We start from the raw sequence: 25,557 nt of genomic DNA, 5'->3' as shown, positions 1-25,557 counted from the left end.
TCCTCCTTCAGATTGGCCGCTGGATTGGCGGTTTCTATGAAGGTAGACTGCGGAAAATGAACAAACGCTGACAGCGGCGTTCATGTCCCGCAATGTCCGTCTCGCTCACAACAAACGCTTCAGGCAGCCTGATTGGATCTGGCGCGGGGGTGCCCTCGCTTGTCGATGCGGAACAGATTGACGATCTCGGCTAGTGCCTCCATTTCCCGGCTTGTCCTCTCGGTGGAGGCCGAAAGATTGCCGACCAGCCGGTTGCTATGGGCATTGAGCTCATCGAGATCTTTCATGGCGCTCGACAACTGCCGAAGGTTGGCACTTTGATTGTTGCTCTCGTTGGTTATCTGGCTGGAAAGCGAAGAGACGAATGCGATGGATGAGACGATCTGGGAAAATTGCTCGCTCGCCTTGCGGACCAGTTCGGCACCTGCCTTCACCTCCGCCTGGCTTTTCTGAATGAGCGCCTTCACCTCGTTCGAAGCATTGGCCGTCGACTGGGCGAGAGAGCGCACCTCGGTTGCGACGACCGCAAACCCTCTGCCACTTTCGCCTGCACGTGCGGCTTCCACCCCTGCATTGAGCGCCAGCAGGTTCGTCTGGAAAGCGACATCCTCGATGACGCCGATGATCTCGGAAATCTTGCCGGAGGAGACGGTGATCTGCGCCATGGCGTTTTCCGCGCCGCTCATGACCTGGCTGCCGTTTTCAGCCATCTGGCTGGTATCCGAAATCACGCTGGTGGCCTCGCCCGCCCGCTTGGAGTTCTGGCCGACGGTTTCGGCAACGGCGTTTGTCGTGACGGCCGTGTTCTGAAGCATCGACGACTGACGCGTGGACCGCCCGTTCAGTTCGGTCGTCCCGCGCAGAATTTCGTCGCTGGATGCCGAAACGGAGGCGCAAGCAGCAGCCAGTCGCGACACGACCTCCGAGAGGCGGGTCGTCACGGCGTTCGCGTTATTCTGCAGTTCGGCAAATGCGCCTTTGTGGACACCTTCGAACCGGATCGTCAGATCGGCATTCGCAAGTGCATCCAGAACGCGGCTGGTTTCGTTGAGCCCGCCTTCGAAGCTCGATATGACCGTATTGAGGCTCTGGGCAAGCTCGTGATGTTCGGGGCGCTCGAACGGTCCGCTGACACGACCGGAAAAATCACCCTCGGCGGCCTTGTTGACAACCCCGCGCACCTGGCTCTGCAGCAGCCGGGCTTCCGCCGAGACATGGGCGAGGCTGGCGGTCTGAGTTCGCGCTTCCTGCTCCAATGTATCGCGCATGCGCGCATTTTCACGGAACACGGCCAGGGCATCGATCATGGCGCGAATTTCCTTGGCGCCCCGGCGCTTCGGTACGACGACCTCGATGTCGCCGCCTGCAAGCAACTTCATCGACGCGGTGATCCGCACGATCGGGCCGGCAATTCGCTGGGCGACAAACAGCAGAATGATGACGCCCACGAGCGCGAGTGCAGCAGCGGTCGTCAATTCATTGCGAATTTCGGTCTCAAGCGCCTTCCCCGCGGACGCAACCGAGTCGGATGCCGTCTTGTCCACGAGCGTGTTGATGTCGAGGATCTTCGCGAAGATGGCCGTGCGCGAGCGCATAAGCTGCTCGGCTGTCGGAATTGCGGTTGCCGGATCGAGTCCGAGCAGAATACGTACATTGCTGCGCCACACAGCATGCAGATCACCGAGGTTCTTGACGTTCCCGGAGACTGCGGGTGACAGCGAGTTGCGGCCAAATTCGGCAAGCGTCGTCTCCAGAGCGCCATTGGTCGCGTCAAACCGTTTCTTGACTTCTTCGACCGAAACGAATGTCGTCATCGCCAGGAGGTTTGTGACCACGCCCGACACATTCTCGAATTGTGTTGCGGTCCTTGCAGCCAGCGTCTTGGCGGCAATCGCGTCCTGCACGACGCGCTCGATATGCGTCTGGCCATCGATCGCCTGGGAACCAACGAGAGCGGCAGCGCCGAGGCCCGCGAGGATGGAGACGACGAGGGGTAGAAGGATTTGGAATCGGACTGACAGTGCCATGGCGTGCTACTCAGTTGGGTAATGTCGGCAGGAGCAAATCCTGCTGTTCAGGGGTCAAGGTCTTCAGGAAAGCGATCAACTCTTCCCGCTCGTGATCGGTGATGAAAATTGGGGAAATGCTATCCGAGCGCGACGCGCTTTTGACCCCACCGCTCTCATAGTGAGCAATCACGTCCTCCATGGTCGCCAGACTGCCGTCGTGCATATAGGGACCGCGATAGAGAGTGTTGCGCAGGCTCGGCGTCTTGAAGGCATATAACGCTTTGGGATTATTCGGTTCGAATTTGGCGCGCCCTATGTCGTCTGTAGGCAGGCCCGTATCGTGAAACTTGTTGTCGGTGAAATTCCAGCCTGTGTGGCAAACGGCGCAGTTTGCTTTGCCGGTAAACAGTTCGAAGCCTCGCTTGGCGCTGTCTGAGACTGCGGTTTCGTCACCGTCCACCCAGCGGTCAAACGGCGACCAGGCGGAAACAACGGTACGTTCATAGGTTGCGATCGCCGTCAGCAGCGTCTCGTTCGTGGCGCCCTTGTCCGGGAATATCTGTTTGAACCAACTGTTGTAGTCGGGAATGGCTCGCAGATCGGCGACGATCTGGTCGAGCTTGCCGTTCATCTCCGCCGGTGCCGTGATCGGTCCTGCGGCTTGCGCTTCCAGCGTTGGCGCGCGGCCGTCCCAGAACAAGGGGGTGGTCCACGCCACGTTCAGAATAGTTGGCGACTGGCGGGCCAGATGCGTATTGGCCGCACCCACCGGCGTCTTGACCGGCACTTCGAATCCAAAGGAGGGATTGTGACAGCTGGCGCAGTTCATGTTCTTCGCGCCCGACAGGCGCGGATCGAAAAACAACATCTTCCCCAGTGTCGCCAACTGCAACGAATATGGCGTCACCTTGTCGAAGGGAATTGCGAGAGGTCGCTTGAAATCGGCGAGATTGCCAGCAGCCGCGCCTTGAAATGACACGACTGAGAAGAGGGTTATGCAGAGAAGCGAACGGCGCATGATTGGATTATCCAGAAGCTGATTTAGCGCTCGAAGACCGGATGAATTCGGAGCCGAAATCATCTGGTTGTCGTCTGGACCAAACGTAACCAAAAAGAGTAAAATCTTTGTATAACGAATTTCTAACTCAACTTATTATTGAAAAATTGACAAATGAGAAGAGTAAGGCCAATCCGGCGGCCGCTTTGGCTGATCCTATCATCCATTTGAAAGGGCTTGATATTTGTCAATTTCATAGCGCCGCCATACTCTTCTTCAGAGACTGGCGGCTTTATCTCCCGGGCGGAAAATGCGACTGCGAACATACAACCGATGCCGGCCGGAACGAAACCGCTTCTCGGTCATGCCGCAGGAGCGCGGAGCCGCCGCCGGCACGTCGCTGATCAGTCCCATGCCGGAAATCGCCGGGCGTCGCGGTGAGCGACGGCGATGACCGCAAAACACGATACTTCGCCGCAGCGTGCCAATCGAGGCGTCACCTCGCGGCCGACAAAACATGAAGCAGCTATTTAAAGAGCCAATGGCGGACAAGGTGGGATTCGAACCCACGGTACGCTTTCACGCACACACGCGTTCCAGGCGTGCGCCTTAAACCACTCGGCCACCTGTCCTTGGTTGCTTTGCGTCGTCTGAGAAGCAAAACGTTGGAACGGCCGCGATATATACCGATCAATTCCCCGGGATCAACCCGAATCTGAACGTTTTTTGACAGTGGGCGGGAAAACTCCGTCGACCGCGTTGCCAAGCCTTGGGCCCCGGACTATTTCTTCTGCCATAAACGCCGTCGCGCGGCAGGCGGCGCGGCCGTGATCAACGATGCGGGCTTGTTCGCCATGGCAGTCATACGGTTCGTTTTCCATCTGCTCAGCGGGCTTGCTCTGGTTGCCGCGATCGTGGCCGGCACGCTGGATGCGATCCAGTCCGTGTCCGCCTCCTCGGTGGTGCTGACCAGCCTTGGCAATGCTTGGCTCAATCTCGATCCGGAAAGCCTGGCGCTCACCGAGATCACCGCGACCACCTATCTCGGCCAGGACATCTGGCGGCCTTTCGTGGCCCCGGTGCTGGCGCAGCCGGCATTCGCGGTGTTCCTGGGGATTGCGTTGATCTTTTGGATGGCCGGATACAGCCGGCCACAGTTTGCCGGGCGGTTTTCCGCCTGAAGCCCAAGCTGATCCTGCCGGCTCCCAAGAACTGCTGGGGGTAGTGTTGTAAGCGGAGTTGGATGCCGTCATGGGTTGCATGATGCAGATGCCTCCGGCCTCGCTCGACGAATGGGCAGAACTAAGTCTCGAAGCCTTCCGTTTGAGCAGTTTTCGACAACATTGTGGAAGTTTTCAGCAGCTTCGCTGTTTTTTACCAGTTGAAAAAAATCTCGTGAATTTTTCCGAAACCCGTGCAAGAGTGACCGAAGCCAGACCCTTGAAGAAAAAGGGCAGGTGGCCGCAGACATCACCGGGGAACGGGGATTGCGGGAGGACCTAACAGCTAAAAAACAGGGCTGCACGATGAAGAAAACCCTTTTAAGCCTCATTGCCATGGCGGCCATGTCGGCAACCGCGCTCGCCGCGGATATCAAGCCGGCGCTGGTCTACGGCACGGGCGGCAAGTTCGACAAATCCTTCAACGAAGCCGCTTCCGTCGGCGCCGAAAGGTTCAAGAAGGAAACGGGGATCGACTTCCGGGATTTCGAACCGACCAGCGACACCCAGGGCGAGCAGGCCATCCGCAACTTCGCCAGCCGCGGCTTCAATCCGGTGGTCGCCGTATCGTTCGCCTGGACCTCGGCCATGGAGAAGGTCGCGGCCGAATTCCCGGACACCAAGTTCGCGATCGTCGACTCCGTCGTCAACCTGAAGAACGTCCGCTCTATCCTCTATAAGGAGGAAGAAGGTTCCTACCTCGTCGGCCTTCTCGCCGGCATGGCGTCGAAGACCGGCAAGGTCGGCTTCGTCGGCGGCATGGATATCCCGCTGATCCGCAAGTTCGGCTGCGGTTATGTCCAGGGCGTCAAGGCGGCCAAGCCCGATGCGCAGGTCTTCCAGAACATGACCGGCACGACCGGTGCTGCTTGGAACGATCCGGTTCGTGGCGGTGAACTCACCAAGAACCAGATCGACCAGGGCGCCGACGTCGTTTACGCGGCTGCCGGTGCGACCGGTCTCGGTGTGCTGCAGACTGCTGCCGACAACAAGAAGCTTTCGATCGGCGTCGACTCCAACCAGAACCACCTGCATCCGGGTTCGGTTCTGACTTCGATGGTCAAGCGCGTCGATCTCGCCGTCTACAATGCCTTCAAGGACACCAAGGAAGACAAGTTCACGGCTGGCATCCAGGCTCTCGGCGTCAAGGAAGACGGCGTTGCCTACGCGCTTGACGACAATAACAAGGCGCTGATTACGCCCGAAATGAAGGCCGCCGTCGAAAAGGCCAAGGCCGACATCATCGCCGGCACCATCAAGGTGCACGACTACATGTCGGATAAGGCCTGCAACAAGTAAGGCCGGTTTTGAGGGGCGCAGGGCGACGATAATCGCCATGCGCCCTTTTTGCATATCAGGCGGAAGGGCGGACCATTGAGCTTCGATTCTCCGAAGGAGCCCGCGATCGAGCTTGTCGGCATCGACAAGAAGTTCGGTACGGTACACGCGAACAAGAACATCAATCTGACAGTCGCCAAAGGCTCGATCCACGGCATCATCGGGGAAAACGGCGCCGGCAAGTCGACCCTGATGTCCATCCTCTACGGCTTCTATCAGGCCGACCACGGCGAGATCCGCATTTCGGGAAAGCCGATGACGATCCGGGATAGCCAGGCGGCGATCGCTGCGGGCATCGGCATGGTGCATCAGCACTTCATGCTGGTCGAGAATTTCACGGTGCTTGAAAACGTCATGCTTGGTGCCGAAGGCGGCCAGCTCCTTGCCAAGGGCGTAGCGAGCGCCCGCAAGGAACTGAAGCGGCTGGAGGACGATTACGGCCTCGAGGTCGATCCGGATGCGGTCATCGAGGAACTGCCGGTCGGCAGCCAGCAGCGCGTCGAAATTTTGAAAGCGCTCTATCGCGGCGCTGACATCCTCATCCTCGATGAGCCGACCGGGGTGTTGACCCCGCCGGAGGCCGATCATCTTTTCAAGGTCCTGCGGGTGCTGCGCGATCAGGGCAAGACGATCATCCTCATCACGCACAAGCTGCGCGAGATCATGGCGATCACCGATACGGTGTCTGTCATGCGCCGCGGCGAAATGGTCGCGACCCGCAAGACCGCGGAAACGACCGTCGAAGAACTTGCCGAACTGATGGTCGGCCGCCGCGTCCTGCTGCGTGTCGAAAAGGGAGCCGCCCATCCGGGAGGGGTCCTGATGTCGGTCAGGAACCTGACGGTCAAGGACAGTCGTGGCGTCACCATGGTCGACGACGTCTCCTTCGACGTGCGCGCGGGCGAGATTGTCGGCATAGCGGGCGTCGCCGGCAACGGCCAGTCGGAACTGCTCGAAGCCATCGCCGGCATCCGCAAGCCGTCGTCCGGCGAGATCTTCATCGATGGCAAGCCCGTCGCCGGTGTCGACCCGGCAGGCCTGCGCGATCTCGGCCTCGCGCATATCCCGGAAGACCGCCACCATATGGGCCTGGTCCTGAAATTCGAGGAATACGAAAACTCGATCCTCGGTTATCACCGCGATCCCAGATACGGCCGCGGTCCGTTCCTGGATCTCGATGCGATGCGGAAAGATGCCGAGGAGAAGATCGGCAAATACGACATCCGCCCGCCGAACCCGCGGCTGCGGACCGCCAATTTTTCCGGCGGCAACCAGCAGAAGATCGTCGTGGCGCGCGAAATCGAGCGCGATCCGAAAATGCTGCTCATCGGTCAGCCGACCCGCGGCGTTGATATCGGCGCCATCGAATTCATCCACAAGCGGATCATCGAGATGCGCGACGCCGGCAAGGCGGTACTGCTGGTCTCGGTGGAGCTGGACGAGATCCGTTCGCTCTCCGACCGCATCCTGGTGATGTTCGCGGGCAGAATCGTCGGCGAAAAGTCGGGCGAGGCGGGCGAACAGACGCTGGGCCTGATGATGGCCGGGATCGCCGCATGACGCTTTCAGCAATGACCCATTCGGAGCATGGAATGATCGGACTTTCGGCGGCAGCACGGCGGACGAGGGCAGGGGCATGACCACCGCATCCGTTCCGCTTCCCGCCTGGATCAATTACGGCCTCATCCCGCTGCTCAACCTCATCCTGGCTTTCTTCTTTTCCGGTCTGGTCGTCTGGGCGATCGGCGAAAGCCCGTTCGAGGCGCTGCAATTGCTGTTGATCGGCGCGCTCGGCCGCGGCGAAGGCATCGGTTTCACCCTGTTTTATACGACGAGCTTCATCTTTACCGGCCTGTCGGTGGCGGTCGCGATCCATGCCGGCCTGTTCAATATCGGCTCGGAGGGTCAGGCCTATCTCGGCGGTCTGGGTGCGGCGCTCGTGGCGCTCGCCATGGACCGTTACGTGCCCTGGTATGTGACGATGCCGTTTGCAGTGATCGGCGCCGCCCTGTTCGGTGCAGCCTGCGCCGCCATTCCTGCCTGGCTGCAGGCCAAGCGTGGTAGCCACATCGTCATCACCACCATCATGTTCAACTTCATCGTCTCATCGCTGATGAACTACATGCTGGTGCGCGTGCTGATCGTTCCCGGCAAGATGGCGCCCGAAACTCGCACCTTCTTGCCCGGCGGCCAACTCCCCAAGCTCGACTGGCTGATCGCCATGTTCGGCGGCAAGCTCGGTGCGGCACCGCTCAACTTCTCCTTCCTGATCGCGCTGATGATGTGCTTCTTGGTCTGGGTGCTGATCTGGCGCACCAAGCTCGGCTACGAGATGCGTACGCTCGGCATCAGCCCGACGGCCGCGAGTTATGCGGGCATCCGCTATTCGAAGATCGTCATGATCACCATGCTGATCTCCGGCGGCCTTGCCGGCATGATGGCGCTCAATCCGGTCATGGGCGCTTCCGCTCGCCTGCAGATCGAATTCGTCGGCGGCGCCGGCTTTGTCGGCATCGCGGTGTCGCTGATGGGCCGCAACCATCCGGCCGGCATCATCTTGGCGGCATTGCTGTTCGGCATCCTCTACCAGGGCGGCGCTGAACTCTCCTTCGATATGCCGAGCATCACCCGTGACATGATCGTCGTCATCCAGGGCATGGTCATCCTGTTTGCCGGAGCCCTGGAATATATGCTCCGCCCGGCCATCGTCCGGTTCTACCAGCAGCTCACCGGGAAATAGGCTCATGGATTATTTCGATATTTTCATCAGCATTCTCGGTTCGGCGATCCGCCTTTCGATCCCGCTTCTGTTCACGGCGCTTGCCGGACTGTTTTCGGAGCGCGCCGGCATTTTCGACATCGGTCTCGAAGGCAAGATGCTGGCCTCGGCCTTCGCAGCCGCCTGCGTCGCGTACTGGACCGGCAATGCCTGGTTAGGCCTGCTCGGCGGCATCGGCGTGTCGATCGTATTTTCCTTCGTGCACGGCTTTGCCTCGATCACCAATCGCGGCAACCAGATCGTTTCCGGGGTGGCGCTGAATTTCGTCGCCGCCGGCCTGACAATCGTGCTCGGCCAAGCCTGGTTCAGGCAGGGCGGGCGCACCGGCCAGGTGCAGCCCGAGGGCCGGTTCTCCTCTATCGTCCTGCCGGGCGCCGACATGATGCGCGACGTGCCGATCATCGGCCCGCTTTATGCACACGTGATCTCCGGCAACAACATCCTCACCTACATCGCTTTCCTGATGGTGCCGATTTCCTGGTGGGTTCTCTACCGCACCCGTTTCGGCCTGCGCCTGCGCGCTGTCGGCGAAAATCCGGGCGCGGTCGATACCGCCGGCATTTCGGTTGCCTGGATGCGCTATCGGTCTCTGATCGTCGCCGGGTTCCTCTGCGGTTTCGCGGGCACCTACCTGTCGATCGCCCAGTCGGCCGCCTTCATCAACAACATGTCGGCCGGCAAGGGTTATATCGCGCTTGCAGCACTGATCTTCGCCAAATGGAAACCGGTGCCGGTCATGCTCGCCTGCCTGCTCTTCGGTTTTCTCGATGCGTTCGCCAATTTCATGCAGGGCAAATCGCTGCCGCTGATCGGCGAAGTGCCGGTACAGATCTTCCAGGCGCTGCCCTATATCCTCACCTGCGTACTGCTCGCCGGTTTCATCGGCACCGCTCGCCCGCCCAAGGCCGGCGGCGTGCCCTATACCAAGGAACGTTGAGGTATGGCTTCCATCACCAAAGACCAAATGGAGAAGGCTATGTCCGCGATTAGAGCCGACAATCAACAACAAGCGGCCGAACGTCAACTTTTCGAAGCCGCCCGCGGTGCGATGGCCAAGGCTCACGCCCCCTATTCGAAATTTCCGGTGGGCGTGGCGCTCCGTGCCGATGACGGCAAAGTCTATCTCGGCGCCAACATCGAGAACATCTCCTTTCCCCAGGGCTGGTGCGCCGAGCCGACGGCGATCGGCGCGATGATCATGGGCGGGGGTAAGAAGATCGTCGAACTGGCAGTGCTTGCCGAAAAGCTGGCGCTCTGCTCGCCCTGCGGCGGCTGCCGGCAGAAAATCGCGGAATTTGCCTCCGCCGATACGCGCATTTATCTCTGCGACGATCTCGGCGTGCAGAAGACCGTCACCATGGCGGAACTCCTGCCTTTTGCTTTCGAAACCGACGTGATCGGCTGAGGCGGTGGAGATGAGGAAAGTCATCGATCTGCTCGTCGAGCGCCTGAACGGCCTGGTGCCGCGCCACGCGATCGTACTCGGCTCCGGCCTCGGTTCGCTGGTGAACCAGGTGACGGAGGCTGTCCGTGTGCCTTATGGCGCACTGGAGGGTTTCCCGGTGAGCGGCGTCACCGGCCATGCGGGCGAAATCGTCGCGGGTTATCTCGGAGCCGAGCCGGTCATCATGCTTTCCGGGCGGGCGCATTATTACGAGCATGGCGACGCCAAGGTGATGCGCTTTCCGATCGAGGTGATGAAGGGCCTCGGCGTCCAGTCGCTCATCCTCACGAACTCGGCAGGCTCCTTGAGGGAAGATATGCCGCCGGGCTCGGTGATGCAGATTTCCGACCATATCAACTATTCCGGCATGAACCCCCTGATCGGCGAAGAAGGCGACGGGCGTTTTGTGGGCATGACCACTGCTTATGATGCCGACCTCGCGCTCGACATGCGCAATGCGGCGATCCGTTGCGGCGTCCCGCTGTTTTCCGGGGTCTACATGTGGTTCTCCGGACCGAGCTTCGAGACGCCTGCGGAAATCCGCATGGCGCGCACGCTTGGCGCCGATGCGGTCGGCATGTCGACGGTGCCGGAAGTCATCCTCGCGCGTTATTTCGGGCTCAAGGTCGCGGCGGCCTCGGTCATCACGAATTTCGGCGCCGGCATGACCGGCGCAGAACTCAGCCACGCGGAAACCAAGGACATGGCGCCCGTCGGCGGGCAGCGTCTGGCGGCCATTCTGAAAGAAATGTTGGCCTGATTACACGATGTATTTCAAGCGGATAAGTCCCGTGTGGGCGCGTGCCCCTCTGGTGTGGCTTGCATCTAATCGTTTGAACGATAAATATGGGCGAGCCGCATGACCCAGAAATCGAGCAGATTTTGACCGGACTTGCGTCGCCTTTGAATTTACTGCGTCACTATCAGACCGATAGGCGCGCGGCGCAGTAAACAAGCCGGGGAGGCACTCGACATGGAACTCCTGAGCCCGCGTGAGGCGGCAGCCTTTGCGCTATCGCTTCTCGACCTGACGAACCTGCGCGACGATTGCGATTACGCCGCGATCGAGAAACTGTGCCAGCGCGCCCAGACGTCTTATGGCAACACGGCCGCGATTTGCATATGGCCGCGTTTCGTCGCCCATGCGCGGCAGATCCTGGGCCCCGAACATCCGGTCCGCATCGCTACGGTCGTGAATTTCCCTTCCGGCGAACTGGATGTCGCGACCGTCGTCGGGGAGACGCGCAAAGCGATCGAAGACGGCGCCGACGAGATCGATATGGTCATTCCCTATCGCAAGCTGCTCGCCGGCGATGAGGCGGCGGTGACCGAAATGGTCGAGGCCGTCCGCGCCGCCTGCCCGAATGCCTGCCTGAAGGTGATCCTCGAGACGGGCGAGCTGAAGGATAGCGCTCTAATTCGTCGCGCCTCCGAACTGGCGATCGCCGCCGGCGCCGATTTCATCAAGACATCGACCGGCAAAGTCGCCATCAACGCGACGCTCGAAGCAGCGGATATCATGCTGCAGGCGATCCGGGATTCGAAGAAGCGCGTCGGCTTCAAGCCTGCCGGCGGGATCTCGACGGTTGCGGACGCCGATCTTTACTTCCGGCTTGCCGAAACGATCATGGCCCCCAACTGGATCATGCCCTCCACCTTCCGTTTCGGCGCATCGAGCTTGCTCGATGATATTCTCGGCGTGTTGAGCGGCAGCACCACCGTCCGCGCGTCGAGCGGCTACTGACACGATGATCCCGCAGGAAATCATCCGCCGCAAGCGCGACGGAAAGGTTCTCACCGGCGAAGAGATCGCAGCCTTCATTGCTGCCCTGACAAAAGAGGAAATCTCCGAAGGCCAGGCGGCTGCCTTTGCCATGGCTGTCTTCTTTCGGGGCATGTCCCGCAATGAGACGGTGGCGCTGACGCTTGCCATGCGTGATTCCGGGACTGTCCTGAACTGGGACGCTCTTGACCGGCCGGTGGCGGACAAGCACTCGACCGGCGGCGTCGGCGACAATGTCTCGCTGATGCTCGCGCCGATCATGGCGGCCTGCGGCCTTGCAGTCCCGATGATTTCCGGCCGTGGCCTCGGTCACACCGGCGGTACGCTCGACAAGCTGCAATCCATCCCCGGTTACACCGTCATGCCGGACGAGGTTCTGTTCCGCAAGGTCGTCGGCGAGGTCGGTTGTGCCATTATCGGACAGACGAGCGACCTCGCTCCCGCCGACCGCCGACTCTACGGTATCCGCGACGTGACGGCCACTGTCGAATCCGTGCCGCTGATTACCGCCTCCATCCTCTCCAAGAAACTCGCGGCCGGTCTCGGCAGCCTCGTGCTCGACGTCAAGGTCGGCAACGGCGCCTTTATGGAAAGCCCGGAGGAAGCAGAAGCGTTGGCCCGCTCGCTGGTCGAAGTGGCGAATGGGGCGGGCGTCAAGACCGCAGCACTTCTGACCGATATGAACCAACCGCTGGCAGATGCCGCGGGCAATGCGCTCGAAATCGTCAACTGTCTCGATTTCTTGGCTGGCCTGAAGGCCGGTACGCGGCTCGAAGCCGTCGTTTTGGCTGAGGCCGCGGAAATGCTGGTCCAGGCAGGCGTGGCCAGCAATCTGGCCGAGGCCGAGGAGAATGCGCGGCTGGCCCTGAACTCCGGCGAAGCGATGGAGCGGTTCGCCCGCATGGTCCATGCACTTGGCGGTCCCGCGGATTTCTGCGAGCGTCCCGATTCCTACCTTGAACGCGCACCGGTGCGGCTGCGTGTGCCGGCGCCGCGCGATGGGTATCTCTCCGCCTGCGAGACCCGCGCCATCGGCCTGGCCGTCGTCGAACTTGGTGGAGGCCGCAAGCGGGCCGCGGATCCGATCGATCATCGCGTTGGCATCAATGAGCTTCTGCCGCTCGGTCGCCAGGTCTCGGAAGGTGAGCCGATCGCCATGGTGCATGCCAGGACAAAAGAGGATGCTGAGCGGATCGCTGAGGGTATTGCGGGCTTCTATACGATCTCAGACGCTCCGGTCGCAGCCGCGTCGGTCATCTTGAAGCGCATCGGCTGATCACTGGATCAGCTTCAGATTGCCGCCTTCCACCTGGAAGGATTTCAGTTTCTTCAGAAAGCTCATGCCGATCAGCGTGCCGGCAAGCGCCTTGTCGCGCAGCACGAAGGTATCGACGTCCTTGACGCGCACGCCGCCGATCTCGATGCGGTCGAGGACCACATGCGCCGCCTCGGTTCCGCCATTGGCGGTGTTGACCGTGTAGCGGAAATCCAGGCCGTTGGCGCTGTAGCCCAGCTTGCGCGCCGTGCTTTCGTTGATCGCCACCAGCGACGCACCGGTATCGACGAGGCCGTCGACGGATTTGCCGTTCATCCGGAACGTGCCGTTGAAGTGACCTCGGCCATCGGCTTCCAGGGTCACGCTGCCGGGTGTCACCGAAACAGGCGTGGCCTTTGCGGGCGCTTCGACGGCAGCCATCGCCTCCGGCGGATGATCGGCACGCTGGATCAGCGCTGGGATCTGTGTCGCCAGCAGCGCCGCAACGGCGGCAAAAATGACGGTGCGCAGGAGCATGAACAATCCTCTCGGCATGAACCGGATATCCGCTTCCTGCATAACCGACAATTCATAAGAAAACGGCCCGCGAAATCCCCGCAGGCCGTTCATTTAAAAGCTTGGTAAGCGAATTCTAAATTACTTACTTGGTGCCGTACATCCGGTCGCCCGCGTCGCCCAGACCGGGCACGATATAGCCCTTCTCATTGAGGTGGCTGTCGATCGAGGCCGTGTAGATCTTCACGTCCGGATGCGCCGCGCGGAAGTTGGCGATGCCCTCGGGGGCCGCAAGCAGGCAAAGGAAGCGGATATTGTGGGCGCCCCGTTCCTTGAGCTTATCCACGGCGGCGATCGAGGAATTGCCGGTCGCCAGCATTGGATCGACGACGATGATCAGCCGCTCGGCGATGTCTTCCGGTGCCTTGAAATAATATTCGACCGGCTGCAGCGTCTCGTGGTCGCGGTAGACGCCGATATGCGCGACGCGGGCCGAAGGCACCAGTTCAAGCATGCCTTCGAGAAGCCCGTTGCCGGCACGCAGGATCGAGGCAAAAACCAGCTTCTTGCCTTCGACGATCGGCGCCTGCATTTCGACGAGCGGGGTCTCGATCGTTTCCATGGTCAGTTCGAGGTCGCGGGTCACCTCGTAGCAGAGCAGCATCGAGATTTCCCGGAGCAGCCGTCGGAAGCCCGCCGTCGAGGTTTCCTTCTTGCGCATGATCGTCAGCTTGTGCTGCACCAGCGGATGATCGATGACAGTGACGCCGTCCATGAGCTTCCCCTTCTTGTTTGCCTGTCTCTTCTTTCAGGAAAAAGGCCGGTTCCGCAACCCGTCAGGCGCGTATGACCGCCTCATCCCCAGCCTCTGACCCGCTCTGGGCGTCGAACCGGGCGATCAGCTTTGCCCTTGTCGCGTCGTCCACGAAGGCAGCCTCGATCGCCGTGCGCGTCATCTCATCGATCTCGCCGTCCGAGATCCCCATCACCCCCGACGCGATCTCGTATTCGCGGGCGAGCGAGGTGTGGAAGAACGGCGGGTCGTCGGAATTGATGCAGACCCGCACCCCGGCGGCCTTGAGGCGCTTCAGCGGGTGGCTGTCGAAATCCGGAAACACCTTCAGTGCGATGTTCGAGCCGGGGCAGACTTCGAGCACGGTGCCGAGCTCGACAAGCCGTTCCACCAGCGCCGGATCCTCGATTGCGCGCACGCCATGGCCAATCCGCGAGGGCTTTACCAGATCGAGCGCATCGGCGACGCTGAAGGCACCGCAGACCTCACCGGCATGGATGGTCAGACCCAATCCGGCATCGCGGGCGATATCGAAGGCACGAGCATAGTCGGCGACGCGGCCCATGCGTTCCTCGCCGGCCATGTTGAAACCGGTCACCAGCGGGTTTTTCGCGCGCGCCGCGTATTCGGCGGCGGAGATCACCCGGTCCGGGCCGAAATGCCGCTCGCCCGTGACGATGATCCGCGCCTCGATGCCGGTCTTTTCGCGGGCTGCGTGGATGCCGTCGCAGATGCCGGCGAGATAGGCATCCGCTCCGAGCCCGATCCGGTCTCCGTGATCGGGCGAGACGATGATCTCGCTGTAGATCGTGTTGGCGGCGGCAAGTTCCAGAAGATAGGTCTCGGTCAGCAGCGCATAGTCGTCGGCGGTTTTGAAGAGCGCGGCGACAGCATCGTAGCAGACGAGGAATTCTGAGAAATCCGACCAGACATAAGCGCCGTCGCGCAGCACCTTGCTGGCATCTTCGCCGTATTTCCTGGCCTGGGCTGCAGCCAGTGCCGGGGGCGTGGCGCCCTCGATATGGCAGTGGATCTCGGCCTTGAGGAGGTGTCTGGTCAAAGGAAGCTCCATCCGTTGGGCCCAGGCGGGATCGATAGATGGGCAGCGATTGTTTCGGCAATATCCGCGTAGGTTGATCTGATCCCGATCGAGCGGGAGCGGATACCCGGCCCGAACGCCATGACCGGCACCCGCTCGCGGGTATGGTCGGTGCCGCGCCAGGTCGGATCGCAGCCGTGGTCTGCGGTGAGGATGACGAGATCCCCCGGTTTCAGCCGCCGGTGGACATCCGGCAGGGCGCGGTCGAAGGCTTCGAGTGCCGCGGCATAACCCGGCACGTCACGGCGATGACCGTAGAGCATGTCGAAATCGACGAAATTGGTGAAGACCAGATCGCCGACGGTCGCCTCGTCCATCGCGGCAAGCGTCGCCTCCATCAGCGCCGCATTGCCGTCCGCCTTGATGACGCGCGACACGCCCTGGTGCGCAAAGATGTCGCCGATCTTGCCGATGGCATGTACCGACCGGCCGCCCCGGATCAGCCGGTCGAGCAATGTCGGCCCGGGCGGCGGCACGGAGAAGTCGCGGCGATTGCCGGTTCGCTGGAACGTGGCCGCCGTTTCGCCGACAAAAGGCCGGGCGATCACCCGGCCGATATTCATCGGATCGACCAGTACCCGTACGGTTTCGCAGAGCTTGAGCAGTCGGTCGAGGCCGAAATGGGTTTCGTGGGCGGCAATCTGGAAGACGGAGTCGGTTGATGTGTAGCAGATCGGCCTTCCGGTGTGGATATGCTCTTCCCCGAGCCGGGCGATGATTTCGGTGCCGGATGCGTGGCAATTGCCGAGAATGCCCGAAATGCCGCCTTCACGGCAGATGGCGTCCACGAGTTCGGGAGAGAAGGCCTCGCCTTCGGTCGGGAAATAACCCCAATCGAACATAACCGGCGTGCCGGCGATTTCCCAATGGCCGGATGGCGTATCCTTGCCGCGGGAAATTTCGTTGGCGGCGCCGTACAGGCCGAAGATCCGCTCCGGCATCGGCATGCCGACGGGATAGTCGCCGCCGGCGAGCTTTGCGATTTCCAGAAGACCGAGCGATGACATGTTCGGCAGATGCAGCGGGCCTTCCCTCAGACCCGCGCGGTCGCCGACGCCTGCGGCGCAGAACTGCGCGATATGCCCGAGCGTATTGGAGCCGAGATCGCCATACTCGTCCGCATCGGGGGCACCGCCCACGCCGAAGGAATCAAGAACGAACAGGAACGCACGCGCCATCGGTCACCCGGAAGTTTGAATATCGCCCGGCCGGCGGTCTGGCTGCCGGCTCGAATCGGGATTCATATAGCCGTGCGGATGTATTAGCAAAGGGCATGACGTCCGATGCGCGTCAGCAATTGGTGCAGGCGACGTTGTTCCCAAGGCGCTGGCGGTAGAAATACTCCCGCGCGATGGTGATGTTCTGAATCTCGCTTGGCAAAAGGCCGGGCATGAACATCAACAGTTCGTGGTGGACCGAAACTTCCGCCCGGACGAGGAAGGAATTGGCTATATGCATGTCGGGCGGCACCGGGACCGCGGAACCGACCACATAGGGCCTGCCGTTATCCTGGTTCCATGACCAGGCAACGGTCGGATTGCCATTGGCATCGAGCGTCACGCCCGTGACCTTGATGCTGAGCGTGTTAGGCGTATAGGGGGCGAAAAGACTGGCGGTGACGTCTTTCATCGTCGTGAGCATCGTCTTGTCGACACTCGTTTCCCGGGTCACGAGATCGGCGATGGTACTGGCGCTGCGCGTCACCCGCTTGGAGACGCTGAGGCCGATGGTGATCTCGAAGGACGTGATGTAGAGGCTGAGAAGCAGCGGCGCGATCAGCGCGAACTCGACTGCGCCAACGCCGCGCCTGTCGGTCATGAACTGCCTGAGGCGGGTCAACAGGCCCGGATGTCGCGACTGCGGCTGCGGCTTTTGCTCTTCCATCACGGATAGTCCTCGGCTCGGAAGGCGGATGTCTCGACGATCAGGAAATAGTTCGGCCGTCCGCCGTTCGCAGGCCTGACATTGGTGATGTAAGGCCGGATCAGATCGGTGACGACATCCCAGCGGTAATAGGCACGCAGCATGTTGATGCTTTTGGCGGGGCCCGGCGCATAGGCGAAGGAAGATGTATCGAGCTCACCGAAATCGCCACCGGACGTCGAACGCGGGATTGTCTTCGGTATCAATGCGAAGCTCGCGAACGAGCGGACGTCGAGCAGAAGTTTGTCCGGCGTCGTAATTTCAGCATCGCTGCACGTGATCAGGATCGATATTTCGGCGCAGAAAGCGCGGCGGAATTCCGTCTGGTTCTTGTCTGTGCCGCGATTGAGCCCATAGGTAATATTGCCGGTCCTGAGCTTGCGCGCCATCGTGTCGACGGCATTGGCGACGAGCTGTTCTCCCGTATAGGCGATGAAGGTTTCGACGATCGCAAACACGATTAGGAAATAGGGGATTGCAAGCAGTGCGAATTCGATCGCCGCTGCTCCATCTTTCGAGCGGATGATCCGCCGCCACGCCCCGCGTTTACCCTTTACAGGTACGGGCGCACCGCTTCTGGTATCGTCATGATCCTGGCACATGGTTCCCGCCCGACAGCCCGGTTTGAGCACGCCGATCCTAGGGTTCGATTATTGAGATTCCGTTGCCGCAATCGTCTGCAGTTTAACGACCTGTCCCCGATCAGGGCGAGGAGGTGTTCTTGAACTCGGCGTGCTGCTCGCAATTGGGTGTGCAGGAGAGGATGGAACGTTCCGTTTGCCGGAAGACGCGCACCGTGTTGCCTTCGTCGATGGAAACGAGGATGCGTTCATCGGCAATCGCATTGCCCTGGGCGTCGAGCAGCACCAGATTGGTCGTGCCGAAACTGCGGCCGGTGAGAACGATCGTAGTGGAGTCCGCGACGGTGGCATCGGCGACGTTGGAATTGCCGACGATGACCTTGCTGACCGGACGGTCGAGTTTCAGCACGCGCGCATGATTCATGAATACGCGCAGAAGATCCCCCTGATCCTGCGCAGCAACATGTCCCACGCCAGCGAACACGCCACCGCAAATGGCGAGGAGTCGGACCATGACGCTACGGAACAGCATTGGGGGCAGCCTTTAGGGTGCGGTTGTTATCGGCCAAGAATGGATGTGATTGGTGTATGAAAGGTTAAGCGGCACAGGCGGCCGGGTTTGATCTCATCTTAACCATTGCCGAATGGCCGGGATCGCAGCCCATGGAGCAAGTATCAGCCTTCCCGCATGTAAATTAAAGCTCTGTAAAAAAATGTACATTAGTCAATTATGAGCAGGAGTGAACACGTGTCGAATGCGATCTTTTTTCTTTCCCCTTCGTTTACCACGCAACCGGCAATCGTCCATTAACGGGTTGGTAATGATGTTCCTTAAGCCGATCGCAATCGTCCGTCTGTAGATTGCAGTCATCCGAACAACGGAAACAGTTGTCGGGACGTGCTGAACAACAAATGTGGAGTAGGAGAGTTCCATGACCAAGATTTTCGCCCGTTTTATGAAAGATGAGTCTGGTGCGACCGCCATCGAGTATGGTCTTATCGCAGCACTCATCTCCGTTGCTCTGATCGCTGGTGCGACCACCCTCGGCACCTCGCTGAACACCCAGTTCACCAACATCTCGAAGAAGCTTAACTGCGGCACCGGCACCACCGCTTGCTGATTGCAGGCGTGACAAATTCCAGAAGCCGGCTCGATCACAATCGGGGCGGCTTCGTCTTATTTCGTAGTTCAGCAGGGATTGGGGATCGTGCATTCCGCGCGTGCAAATCCTGACTGATGTCGGCGGATTCAGCAATGATCGTGATCACTCTGGCCATTCTCACAATCCTGCCGCTTTGCCTGGCGCTTGCCGCCATCTTCGATCTCGTCAGCATGACGATCCCGAACCGGGTATCTGCGGTTATTCTGGTGTCCTTTCTGGTCCTAGCCCCGCTCGCGGGGCTGTCCTGGCCAGAAATCGGCATGAATCTGGTCGCCGGCCTTGCCGTGTTCGGCGCGTGTTTCGCGCTGTTTGCCTTCAATGTCATGGGTGGCGGCGATGCGAAGCTCCTGACCGCGACCGCCGTCTGGTTCGGCTTCAATCATTCGCTTCTGGTTTTCCTCGTCACCGTCGGTTATGTCGGCGGCGCGGTGACGCTTGCTTTCCTGCTCCTGCGCTCGCAGGCGGAGTCGGTCATGGCCATGGGCATCCCGCTCCCTTCGTCCCTCGTCAACGCCAAGAAGATTCCTTACGGTATCGCCATTGCGATCGCCGGCTTCCTGACCCTCGAGCTTGCGCCGATCCATCTCCTGGCCGTGAAGGCGTTTCAATAAAGGTTTCCGCGATGGAAAGATCGCGTTAACCAGAATTGTAAGCGTCTCATTAACTATAATTACACCATTGGAGACCATTCTCCGGGGGAATTAGTGTTCCCTCAAGGAATGGCCATGAAGCCCACCCGTATCATTATTCTCGCGGTTGCCGTGGTGGCGGCGGGTCTCGCCGGCATGCTCGCCATGCGCCTTTCCGGCACCAAGGCACCCGAACTGGTGGAAACCGTCATCCAGAAGGAGCCGACGGTCAAGGTGCTCGTCTCGGCTGAGAACCTGCCCATCGGCAGCCGGCTGAACGATAAGTCGATGCAGTGGGCGTCCTGGCCCTCGAGCGGCGTCGTCGACGGCTTCATCACCGATTCCACACGGCCGAATGCGATGACCGAGCTTCAGGGTGTCGTGGTCCGCATGCCGATGTTCAAGGGCGAGCCGATGCGCGCCGAGAAGATTGCCGATTCATCCAGCCGCATCATGTCCTCGTTGCTTCCGTCAGGAAAACGGGCCGTCGCAACCGAGATTTCGGTGGCGACAGGCGCCGGCGGCTTCGTGCTGCCGAATGATCGCGTCGACATCATCATGGTGCGCGAGAACAAGGACAGCGGCAACTACATTACCGAAACCATCCTGAGCAACGTCCGCGTCCTCGCGATCGACCAGCAGGTCCAGGAAAGTGAAGACGGCAAGAAATCGGTGGTCGGCACGACGGCGACGCTGGAACTGACGCCGGATCAGGCAAAGGTCATCGCCGTCGCCCAGCAGATGGCCCAGCGGCTGACGCTCGCGCTGCGCTCGGTCGCGGACTCGCAGGAGGCCGACACGGTCGCCCCGGGCTATTTGCTGCATGGGGGCGATGGCAAGGCGGATATCCAGGTCATCAAATCGGGTGCGATCGTCAAGAGCACGGCGACGGCGGTGCAGGCGAAATGAACGGAGCGCTCAAGTGAACAGTCTGAAACACAAGATTCGTAGCTCGGCAGCGGCAGGCTTGGCTTTTTGCCTCGCCTTTTCCGGCATTTCGCTGAATATCGCCCCGTTCAGCTTTGAGCCGGCACAAGCTTTGGCGGCCGAAAATAGCGTCGTCCGCATCACCGAAGGGGGCCCTGGCATCCGCAAACGGCTGCAGCTCGGCCTCAACAAGGCCCTGGTCGTCGACCTGCCTTCCGACGCCCACGATATTCTGGTCGCCGACCCGAGCATGGCAGACGCGGTGACGCGCACCTCCCGCCGCATCTATCTGTTCGGCAAGACCGTTGGCCAGACCAATATCTTCGTCTTCGGGCCCAACGGCGAGGAAATCGTCAGCCTGGACGTGGCAATCGAACGTGACATTTCCGGTCTTGAGCAGAACCTTCGCCGGTTCCTGCCGGAATCGAACATCAAGGTCGAGATCATCTCGGACAACATCGTGCTGTCGGGAAGTGTGCGCACCCCCCAGGACTCGGCGCAGGCGGAAAAGCTCACCACCGCCTTCCTCAAGGGCGGTGAGGCGACCACCCGGAATATCACGGCTCAGGGCAATAACGGCGACGCGGACATCTTCGCCGAAAACCGACAGAAATCTCAGATCGTCAACCTCCTGACGATCGAGGGCGAGGACCAGGTGACGCTGAAGGTGACGGTTGCGGAAGTCAGCCGGCAGGTGTTGAAGCAGCTTGGTTTCAATGGCTCGGTGGCCGGTCCCAAGGGTTCGATTTCCTTTGCCAATCCCGCCAATCTGGGAAATGCCGTTGGCTTGGCTGCTCAAGGCGTCCTGTCCGGCAACATCGGCAATGTCGCTCTTTCGACTTACATGAACGCCATGGAGCAGGCGGGCGTCATGCGCACGCTCGCCGAACCAAGCCTGACCGCCATTTCGGGTCAGCAGGCAAAATTCTACGTCGGCGGCGAATTCCGCCTGCCTGCCCAGCAGGAGGTCGACGGCCAGAAGGGGACCGTCACGCAGACGGTCAACACGGTCGATTATGGCATCGAACTGAACTTCAAGCCCGTCGTTCTGTCGCCGGGACGCATCAGCCTGGTGATCGAAACCAACGTGTCGGAGCCGACCTATGAAGGTTCTGCCGCGACCGGTAACGGTGCTTCGCTGCGGATCCCCGGCAATACCTACATGTCGATCCGCAAGCGCGAGGCTTCGACCACGGTCGAATTGCCCTCCGGGGGCTCCATCGTGATCGCCGGCCTGGTGCAGGACAACGTCCGACAGGCGATGTCCGGCCTGCCGGGCATTTCCAAGGTGCCGGTGTTCGGCACGCTCTTCCGCAGCAAGGATTTCGTCCGCAACGAAACCGAACTCGTGATCATCGCGACGCCGTATCTGGTCCGTCCCGTTGCGCGCAGCGAGATCGCTCGGCCGGACGACAATTTCAATCCGGAAAACGATGCAGCGACCTTCTTCCTGAACCGCGTCAACAAGATCTACGGCCGCAAGGAGCCCGTCGCGACGGGCCAATATCACGGCGCCGTCGGCTTTATCTACAAGTGAGCGGTCATGGACATTGAAACGCAGAAAATCTCCGCCGAAGGACAGGATGCCATGACCAAGGTTACAACCAGGTCCCGTCGCCGCCAGATTGCCGCAGCCTTCGCGCTCGCGGCATCCGGCATGCTCCTGTCGGCCTGCGGCAACAGCCAGCTCACCACCGGCGCCATCCCCGACGACTATCGCACCCGCCATCCGATCGTCCTGGCGGAAGGTCAGTCGACGCTTGATATTCCGATCGCCTCGGGCGATGTCCGCCTGACAACCGGTATGCGCGATACGGTCAAGGGATTTGCGCAGAACTTCATGGCGTCGCCAGCCGGCGTAATGCAGATCCAAGTGCCGTACGGCTCGTATAATTCCGGTGCCGCGCAACATCTGGCGGGCGATATCCGCCGTGAACTGACGCGTTCCGGCATCAAGCCGCAGCGGATACTGATGAGCAGCTATGCAGCCTCGCCGAATGGCGATGCAGCGCCGATCCGACTTTCCTACGTGACGACCAAGGCGATGACCGGCCAGTGCGGCGAATGGCCGGCGGATCTGTCGGACAACACGTTCGGCAACAAGAACTGGTACAATTTCGGCTGCGCCAGCCAGAACAATCTTGCAGCCCAGGTCGCCAACCCCACGGACCTCATCGCCCCGCGCGCCATCACGCCGATCGACGCGGCGCAGCGCGCCAAGGTCATCAGCGATTATCGCGGGGAATCCAGTGGCACCACGACGCCGTAAGCCAGGGAACCGGAGAAAACAATGAGCGCGATCAACTATGAAATCCGCACTCCCGGCCAGGGTGAAGGGTCTGCCGAGGACGCCGATCGTCCCGGCGATTTCGACGCGCTGCGCCCGTTGCCGCGCATCTCTATCCATTCCTTCTGCGAAAGCGAGGCGATGCAGCGCACGATGGACCGCATGGCCCGTGATCGCCGCATGGCCAAGGTCAACCTGCGTGTGACCATCGGCGGCACCAGTGCCGCCGCCAACATGTTTTCGTCCACGCCGACCCCGAACCTCATCATCCTGGAAACCGACGCCGAGCCGAAGAACCTGCTGCATGAGCTCACGCCGCTTGCGGAAGTGTGCGACCCCTCGACCAGGGTCATCGTCGTTGGCCGTTACAACGATATTTCGCTCTATCGCGAGCTGATCCGCAACGGCATTTCCGAATATCTCGTCGGCCCCGTGCAAATGCCCGACATGCTGGCTTCGATCTCGGCGATTTTCGTGGATCCCGAAGCCGAGCCGCTCGGCAAATCGATCGCCTTCATTGGTGCCAAGGGCGGCGTCGGTGCCTCGACCATTGCGCACAACTGCGCCTTCGGTATCTCGAACCTGTTCTCGACCGAGACCATCCTCGCCGATCTCGATCTTCCCTTCGGCACGGCCAATATCGATTTCGACCAGGATCCGGCCCAGGGCATCGCCGAAGCGGTCTTTGCGCCGGAACGCCTGGACGAAGTCTTCCTCGATCGCCTTCTGACCAAGTGTTCCGAGCATCTCTCGCTGCTGGCGGCTCCCTCGCTGCTCGATCGCGCCTATGATTTCGATCGCAACGCGTTCACGCCGATCATCGAACTCCTGCAGCGCAGCGCACCGATGGCCGTTCTCGACGTTCCGCATGGCTGGACGGAATGGACGCGGGCGGTTCTGTCGGAGGTCGACGAGGTGGTGATCTGCGCGGTGCCGGATCTCGCCAACCTGCGCAACACCAAGAATATGATCGATGCCTTGAAGAAGCTTCGGCCGAACGACCGTGCGCCGCATCTGATCCTCAACCAGGTCGGCATGCCGAAGCGTCCGGAGATCGCTCCGAACGATTTCATCGAGCCGCTGGAGATCGAGCCGATCGCCATCCTGCCGTTCGACGTGCAGCTGTTCGGCAATGCCGCCAATAGCGGCCGCATGATTTCCGAAATCGACGCAAAATCGCCAGCCGCCGAAACCTTCTCGCAGATCGCCCACATCGTCACGGGTCGCGTCGCCATGAAGAAGGTGAAGAAGGGTGGGCTTGGCAAGATGCTCGGCATGCTCGGGCGTAAGAAGGCATAACACCAGGAAACCGGTATGTTTGGAAAACGCGGAAACGAGGGATTTGGGAAGAGCGGCAGCGTCGCGCCGCCGCCGGCTGTGCCAGCGCCTGCCGCGGCGCGGTCGGCCGCTCCGGAAATCCTTGCCGAGCCGGTGCGCGATCCCGTGACCCAGCGGCAGCAGATCTCCTCGCCGCCGCCGCTCGCGCCGCAATCGACAGCCCGAAAGCGCCCGGCGCGCACGGAGCTCTATTACGATACCAAGAGCCAGGTCTTCTCGGCCCTGATCGATACGATCGATCTTTCCCAGCTCGCCAAGCTCGACGCCGAGAGCGCGCGCGAGGAAATCCGCGATATCGTCAACGATATCATCACCATCAAGAATTTCGCAATGTCGATCTCCGAGCAGGAGGAACTGCTCGAGGACATCTGCAACGACGTTCTGGGTTATGGCCCGCTGGAGCCGTTGCTCGCCCGAGACGACATCTCCGACATCATGGTCAACGGTGCCGGACAGACCTTCATCGAAGTCGCCGGCAAGACGATCGAATCCGACATCCGCTTCCGCGACAATTCCCAGCTCCTGTCGATCTGCCAGCGTATCGTCAGCCAGGTCGGCCGCCGCGTCGACGAATCCTCGCCGATCTGCGATGCGCGCCTGCCGGACGGATCCCGCGTCAACGTCATCGCCCCGCCGCTCGCCATCGACGGACCGGCGCTCACCATTCGTAAGTTCAAGAAGGACAAGCTCAACCTCGACCAGCTCGTCAGGTTCGGTGCGATCACCCCGGAAGGGGCAACGCTCCTGCAGATCATTGGCCGCGTCCGCTGCAACATCGTCATCTCCGGCGGCACCGGTTCCGGCAAGACGACGCTGCTGAACTGCCTGACCAACTATATCGACAGGGAAGAGCGGGTCATTACCTGCGAGGATACCGCCGAACTGCAGCTCCAGCAGCCGCACGTGGTCCGCCTCGAAACCCGCCCGCCGAACATCGAGGGCGAGGGCGAGATCACCATGCGCGATCTTGTCAAGAACTGCCTGCGCATGCGCCCCGAACGCATCATCGTCGGCGAAGTGCGCGGACCGGAAGTTTTCGACCTGCTGCAGGCGATGAACACCGGCCACGACGGCTCGATGGGTACGATCCACGCCAACACGCCGCGCGAATGCCTGAGCCGTATGGAATCGATGATTGCCATGGGCGGTTATTCGCTGCCGGCCAAGACCGTGCGCGAGATCATCAGCGGTTCGGTCGACGTCATCATTCAGGCGGCCCGTCTGCGCGACGGTTCGCGCCGCATCACCCAGATCACCGAGGTGATGGGCATGGAAGGCGACGTGATCATCACCCAGGACCTGATGCGCTACGAGATCGACGGCGAGGACGCCAATGGCCGCCTGATTGGCAGGCATATGGCAACCGGCATCATGAAGCCGCATTTCTGGGACCGCGCCCGTTATTACAACGAGGAAAAGCGTCTTTCCTCCGCGCTCGACGCGATGGAAAAAACCAAGGACTAAGGAGCGGAATTC

The 25,557-nt window shown here is 60.9% G+C and carries 25 protein-coding genes and 1 tRNA gene; 16 read left to right on the top strand and 10 right to left on the bottom strand.

From position 1 onward, the window contains the following. Nucleotides 1-119: 119 nt before the first annotated feature. The 3 genes from AC1DLT_RS07825 to AC1DLT_RS07815 all read right to left on the bottom strand — a co-directional run bounded on the left by AC1DLT_RS07825 (nucleotide 120) and on the right by AC1DLT_RS07815 (nucleotide 3,638). The gene (locus AC1DLT_RS07825; protein ID WP_477486377.1) at nucleotides 120-2,027 is read right to left on the bottom strand and encodes a methyl-accepting chemotaxis protein; all 1,908 of its coding nucleotides are present in this window, start codon (nucleotides 2,025-2,027) and stop codon (nucleotides 120-122) included. A 10-nt stretch (nucleotides 2,028-2,037) separates the two neighbouring features. Next, nucleotides 2,038-3,027: a cytochrome-c peroxidase gene (locus AC1DLT_RS07820; protein WP_038548125.1), complete on the bottom strand. Its 990-nt coding sequence runs from the start codon at nucleotides 3,025-3,027 to the stop codon at nucleotides 2,038-2,040. Between the two features lie 521 nt (nucleotides 3,028-3,548). After that, a tRNA-Ser gene (locus AC1DLT_RS07815) sits at nucleotides 3,549-3,638 on the bottom strand. A 222-nt stretch (nucleotides 3,639-3,860) separates the two neighbouring features. Here AC1DLT_RS07815 and AC1DLT_RS07810 point away from each other — a divergent pair. From AC1DLT_RS07810 to deoA, 9 genes are all read left to right on the top strand, one after another. Further along, a complete protein-coding gene (locus AC1DLT_RS07810) occupies nucleotides 3,861-4,187 on the top strand; it encodes a hypothetical protein (protein WP_051900233.1) in 327 nt (108 codons plus the stop codon). 345 nt (nucleotides 4,188-4,532) lie between these two features. Continuing rightward, nucleotides 4,533-5,525, top strand: coding sequence for a BMP family lipoprotein (locus AC1DLT_RS07805; protein WP_038592324.1), 993 nt, complete (start codon nucleotides 4,533-4,535; stop codon nucleotides 5,523-5,525). 75 nt (nucleotides 5,526-5,600) lie between these two features. Next, nucleotides 5,601-7,124 carry an ABC transporter ATP-binding protein gene (locus AC1DLT_RS07800; RefSeq protein ID WP_038548135.1) on the top strand — a complete coding sequence of 508 codons (1,524 nt, stop codon included), beginning with the start codon at nucleotides 5,601-5,603 and terminating at the stop codon, nucleotides 7,122-7,124. Between the two features lie 76 nt (nucleotides 7,125-7,200). Further along, the gene (locus AC1DLT_RS07795; RefSeq protein WP_477486376.1) at nucleotides 7,201-8,304 is read left to right on the top strand and encodes an ABC transporter permease; all 1,104 of its coding nucleotides are present in this window, start codon (nucleotides 7,201-7,203) and stop codon (nucleotides 8,302-8,304) included. A gap of 4 nt (nucleotides 8,305-8,308) precedes the next feature. Further along, nucleotides 8,309-9,280, top strand: coding sequence for an ABC transporter permease (locus tag AC1DLT_RS07790; protein ID WP_477486375.1), 972 nt, complete (start codon nucleotides 8,309-8,311; stop codon nucleotides 9,278-9,280). A gap of 39 nt (nucleotides 9,281-9,319) precedes the next feature. Beyond that, a complete protein-coding gene (locus tag AC1DLT_RS07785) occupies nucleotides 9,320-9,748 on the top strand; it encodes a cytidine deaminase (RefSeq protein ID WP_477486374.1) in 429 nt (142 codons plus the stop codon). A gap of 10 nt (nucleotides 9,749-9,758) precedes the next feature. Next, the gene (locus AC1DLT_RS07780) at nucleotides 9,759-10,547 is read left to right on the top strand and encodes a purine-nucleoside phosphorylase (protein WP_477486373.1); all 789 of its coding nucleotides are present in this window, start codon (nucleotides 9,759-9,761) and stop codon (nucleotides 10,545-10,547) included. A gap of 213 nt (nucleotides 10,548-10,760) precedes the next feature. After that, complete coding sequence (gene deoC, locus AC1DLT_RS07775) at nucleotides 10,761-11,531, top strand: deoxyribose-phosphate aldolase (RefSeq protein WP_477486372.1); 771 nt, start codon at nucleotides 10,761-10,763, stop codon at nucleotides 11,529-11,531. Nucleotides 11,532-11,535: 4 nt separating this feature from the next. Further along, nucleotides 11,536-12,846, top strand: coding sequence for a thymidine phosphorylase (gene deoA, locus AC1DLT_RS07770; protein ID WP_477486371.1), 1,311 nt, complete (start codon nucleotides 11,536-11,538; stop codon nucleotides 12,844-12,846). Here deoA and AC1DLT_RS07765 read toward each other — a convergent pair whose 3' ends face one another. From AC1DLT_RS07765 to AC1DLT_RS07735, 7 genes are all read right to left on the bottom strand, one after another. Next, on the bottom strand, nucleotides 12,847-13,362 hold the full coding sequence (locus AC1DLT_RS07765) for a TIGR02281 family clan AA aspartic protease (protein ID WP_157885205.1): 516 nt from the start codon (nucleotides 13,360-13,362) through the stop codon (nucleotides 12,847-12,849). Nucleotides 13,363-13,486: 124 nt separating this feature from the next. Beyond that, nucleotides 13,487-14,116, bottom strand: a complete 630-nt coding sequence (gene upp / locus AC1DLT_RS07760) for a uracil phosphoribosyltransferase (RefSeq protein WP_038592343.1) — start codon at nucleotides 14,114-14,116, stop codon at nucleotides 13,487-13,489. A gap of 61 nt (nucleotides 14,117-14,177) precedes the next feature. Next, nucleotides 14,178-15,194, bottom strand: coding sequence for an adenosine deaminase (locus AC1DLT_RS07755; RefSeq protein WP_477486370.1), 1,017 nt, complete (start codon nucleotides 15,192-15,194; stop codon nucleotides 14,178-14,180). After that, nucleotides 15,191-16,411: a phosphopentomutase gene (locus AC1DLT_RS07750; RefSeq protein WP_477486369.1), complete on the bottom strand. Its 1,221-nt coding sequence runs from the start codon at nucleotides 16,409-16,411 to the stop codon at nucleotides 15,191-15,193. Before AC1DLT_RS07750 ends, AC1DLT_RS07755 begins: the two co-directional genes overlap by 4 nt. Nucleotides 16,412-16,523: 112 nt before the next feature. Beyond that, nucleotides 16,524-17,117, bottom strand: a complete 594-nt coding sequence (locus AC1DLT_RS07745; RefSeq protein ID WP_477486368.1) for a TadE/TadG family type IV pilus assembly protein — start codon at nucleotides 17,115-17,117, stop codon at nucleotides 16,524-16,526. Then, the gene (locus AC1DLT_RS07740; RefSeq protein WP_038548168.1) at nucleotides 17,117-17,758 is read right to left on the bottom strand and encodes a TadE/TadG family type IV pilus assembly protein; all 642 of its coding nucleotides are present in this window, start codon (nucleotides 17,756-17,758) and stop codon (nucleotides 17,117-17,119) included. The genes AC1DLT_RS07745 and AC1DLT_RS07740 overlap by 1 nt, the downstream gene beginning before the upstream one ends. A gap of 100 nt (nucleotides 17,759-17,858) precedes the next feature. Continuing rightward, complete coding sequence (locus AC1DLT_RS07735) at nucleotides 17,859-18,269, bottom strand: pilus assembly protein N-terminal domain-containing protein (RefSeq protein ID WP_477486367.1); 411 nt, start codon at nucleotides 18,267-18,269, stop codon at nucleotides 17,859-17,861. Nucleotides 18,270-18,669: 400 nt separating this feature from the next. Between AC1DLT_RS07735 and AC1DLT_RS07730 the strand changes: the two genes are divergently transcribed. The 7 genes from AC1DLT_RS07730 to AC1DLT_RS07700 all read left to right on the top strand — a co-directional run bounded on the left by AC1DLT_RS07730 (nucleotide 18,670) and on the right by AC1DLT_RS07700 (nucleotide 25,545). Beyond that, a complete protein-coding gene (locus tag AC1DLT_RS07730) occupies nucleotides 18,670-18,858 on the top strand; it encodes a Flp family type IVb pilin (RefSeq protein ID WP_038548170.1) in 189 nt (62 codons plus the stop codon). 140 nt (nucleotides 18,859-18,998) lie between these two features. Then, nucleotides 18,999-19,511, top strand: coding sequence for an A24 family peptidase (locus AC1DLT_RS07725; protein WP_038549947.1), 513 nt, complete (start codon nucleotides 18,999-19,001; stop codon nucleotides 19,509-19,511). Between the two features lie 114 nt (nucleotides 19,512-19,625). Further along, nucleotides 19,626-20,438: a Flp pilus assembly protein CpaB gene (gene cpaB, locus AC1DLT_RS07720; protein ID WP_038549949.1), complete on the top strand. Its 813-nt coding sequence runs from the start codon at nucleotides 19,626-19,628 to the stop codon at nucleotides 20,436-20,438. Between the two features lie 13 nt (nucleotides 20,439-20,451). Beyond that, on the top strand, nucleotides 20,452-21,993 hold the full coding sequence (locus AC1DLT_RS07715; protein ID WP_477486366.1) for a type II and III secretion system protein family protein: 1,542 nt from the start codon (nucleotides 20,452-20,454) through the stop codon (nucleotides 21,991-21,993). Between the two features lie 51 nt (nucleotides 21,994-22,044). Beyond that, entirely contained in the window at nucleotides 22,045-22,725 is a 681-nt protein-coding gene (locus tag AC1DLT_RS07710) for a CpaD family pilus assembly protein (RefSeq protein WP_038549951.1), read from the top strand. A 21-nt stretch (nucleotides 22,726-22,746) separates the two neighbouring features. Continuing rightward, nucleotides 22,747-24,042, top strand: coding sequence for a CpaE/TadZ family protein (locus AC1DLT_RS07705; RefSeq protein ID WP_247138428.1), 1,296 nt, complete (start codon nucleotides 22,747-22,749; stop codon nucleotides 24,040-24,042). Nucleotides 24,043-24,057: 15 nt separating this feature from the next. Beyond that, nucleotides 24,058-25,545, top strand: a complete 1,488-nt coding sequence (locus tag AC1DLT_RS07700; protein WP_477486365.1) for a CpaF family protein — start codon at nucleotides 24,058-24,060, stop codon at nucleotides 25,543-25,545. The last annotated feature ends 12 nt before the right edge of the window (nucleotides 25,546-25,557 follow it).

It is taken from the genome of Neorhizobium sp. 05N33, from assembly GCF_056397445.1.
Note: the sequence above shows the minus strand (reverse complement) of the source record. Positions and strands in the feature narration are given on the sequence as shown.

Bases quoted from the DNA above. Each gene is read 5' to 3' on its own strand.
- cpaB (WP_038549949.1), top strand. From the start codon at position 19,626: ATGAAGCCCACCCGTATCATTATTCTCGCGGTTGCCGTGGTGGCGGCG.
- AC1DLT_RS07705 (WP_247138428.1), top strand. From the start codon at position 22,747: ATGAGCGCGATCAACTATGAAATCCGCACTCCCGGCCAGGGTGAAGGG.
- AC1DLT_RS07785 (WP_477486374.1), top strand. From the start codon at position 9,320: ATGTCCGCGATTAGAGCCGACAATCAACAACAAGCGGCCGAACGTCAA.
- AC1DLT_RS07825 (WP_477486377.1), bottom strand. From the start codon at position 2,027: ATGGCACTGTCAGTCCGATTCCAAATCCTTCTACCCCTCGTCGTCTCC.
- AC1DLT_RS07740 (WP_038548168.1), bottom strand. From the start codon at position 17,758: ATGTGCCAGGATCATGACGATACCAGAAGCGGTGCGCCCGTACCTGTA.
- AC1DLT_RS07820 (WP_038548125.1), bottom strand. From the start codon at position 3,027: ATGCGCCGTTCGCTTCTCTGCATAACCCTCTTCTCAGTCGTGTCATTT.
- AC1DLT_RS07805 (WP_038592324.1), top strand. From the start codon at position 4,533: ATGAAGAAAACCCTTTTAAGCCTCATTGCCATGGCGGCCATGTCGGCA.
- deoC (WP_477486372.1), top strand. From the start codon at position 10,761: ATGGAACTCCTGAGCCCGCGTGAGGCGGCAGCCTTTGCGCTATCGCTT.
- AC1DLT_RS07730 (WP_038548170.1), top strand. From the start codon at position 18,670: ATGACCAAGATTTTCGCCCGTTTTATGAAAGATGAGTCTGGTGCGACC.
- AC1DLT_RS07790 (WP_477486375.1), top strand. From the start codon at position 8,309: ATGGATTATTTCGATATTTTCATCAGCATTCTCGGTTCGGCGATCCGC.
- deoA (WP_477486371.1), top strand. From the start codon at position 11,536: ATGATCCCGCAGGAAATCATCCGCCGCAAGCGCGACGGAAAGGTTCTC.
- AC1DLT_RS07810 (WP_051900233.1), top strand. From the start codon at position 3,861: ATGGCAGTCATACGGTTCGTTTTCCATCTGCTCAGCGGGCTTGCTCTG.
- upp (WP_038592343.1), bottom strand. From the start codon at position 14,116: ATGGACGGCGTCACTGTCATCGATCATCCGCTGGTGCAGCACAAGCTG.
- AC1DLT_RS07765 (WP_157885205.1), bottom strand. From the start codon at position 13,362: ATGCTCCTGCGCACCGTCATTTTTGCCGCCGTTGCGGCGCTGCTGGCG.
- AC1DLT_RS07750 (WP_477486369.1), bottom strand. From the start codon at position 16,411: ATGGCGCGTGCGTTCCTGTTCGTTCTTGATTCCTTCGGCGTGGGCGGT.
- AC1DLT_RS07710 (WP_038549951.1), top strand. From the start codon at position 22,045: ATGACCAAGGTTACAACCAGGTCCCGTCGCCGCCAGATTGCCGCAGCC.
- AC1DLT_RS07700 (WP_477486365.1), top strand. From the start codon at position 24,058: ATGTTTGGAAAACGCGGAAACGAGGGATTTGGGAAGAGCGGCAGCGTC.
- AC1DLT_RS07780 (WP_477486373.1), top strand. From the start codon at position 9,759: ATGAGGAAAGTCATCGATCTGCTCGTCGAGCGCCTGAACGGCCTGGTG.
- AC1DLT_RS07795 (WP_477486376.1), top strand. From the start codon at position 7,201: ATGACCACCGCATCCGTTCCGCTTCCCGCCTGGATCAATTACGGCCTC.
- AC1DLT_RS07745 (WP_477486368.1), bottom strand. From the start codon at position 17,117: ATGGAAGAGCAAAAGCCGCAGCCGCAGTCGCGACATCCGGGCCTGTTG.
- AC1DLT_RS07735 (WP_477486367.1), bottom strand. From the start codon at position 18,269: ATGCTGTTCCGTAGCGTCATGGTCCGACTCCTCGCCATTTGCGGTGGC.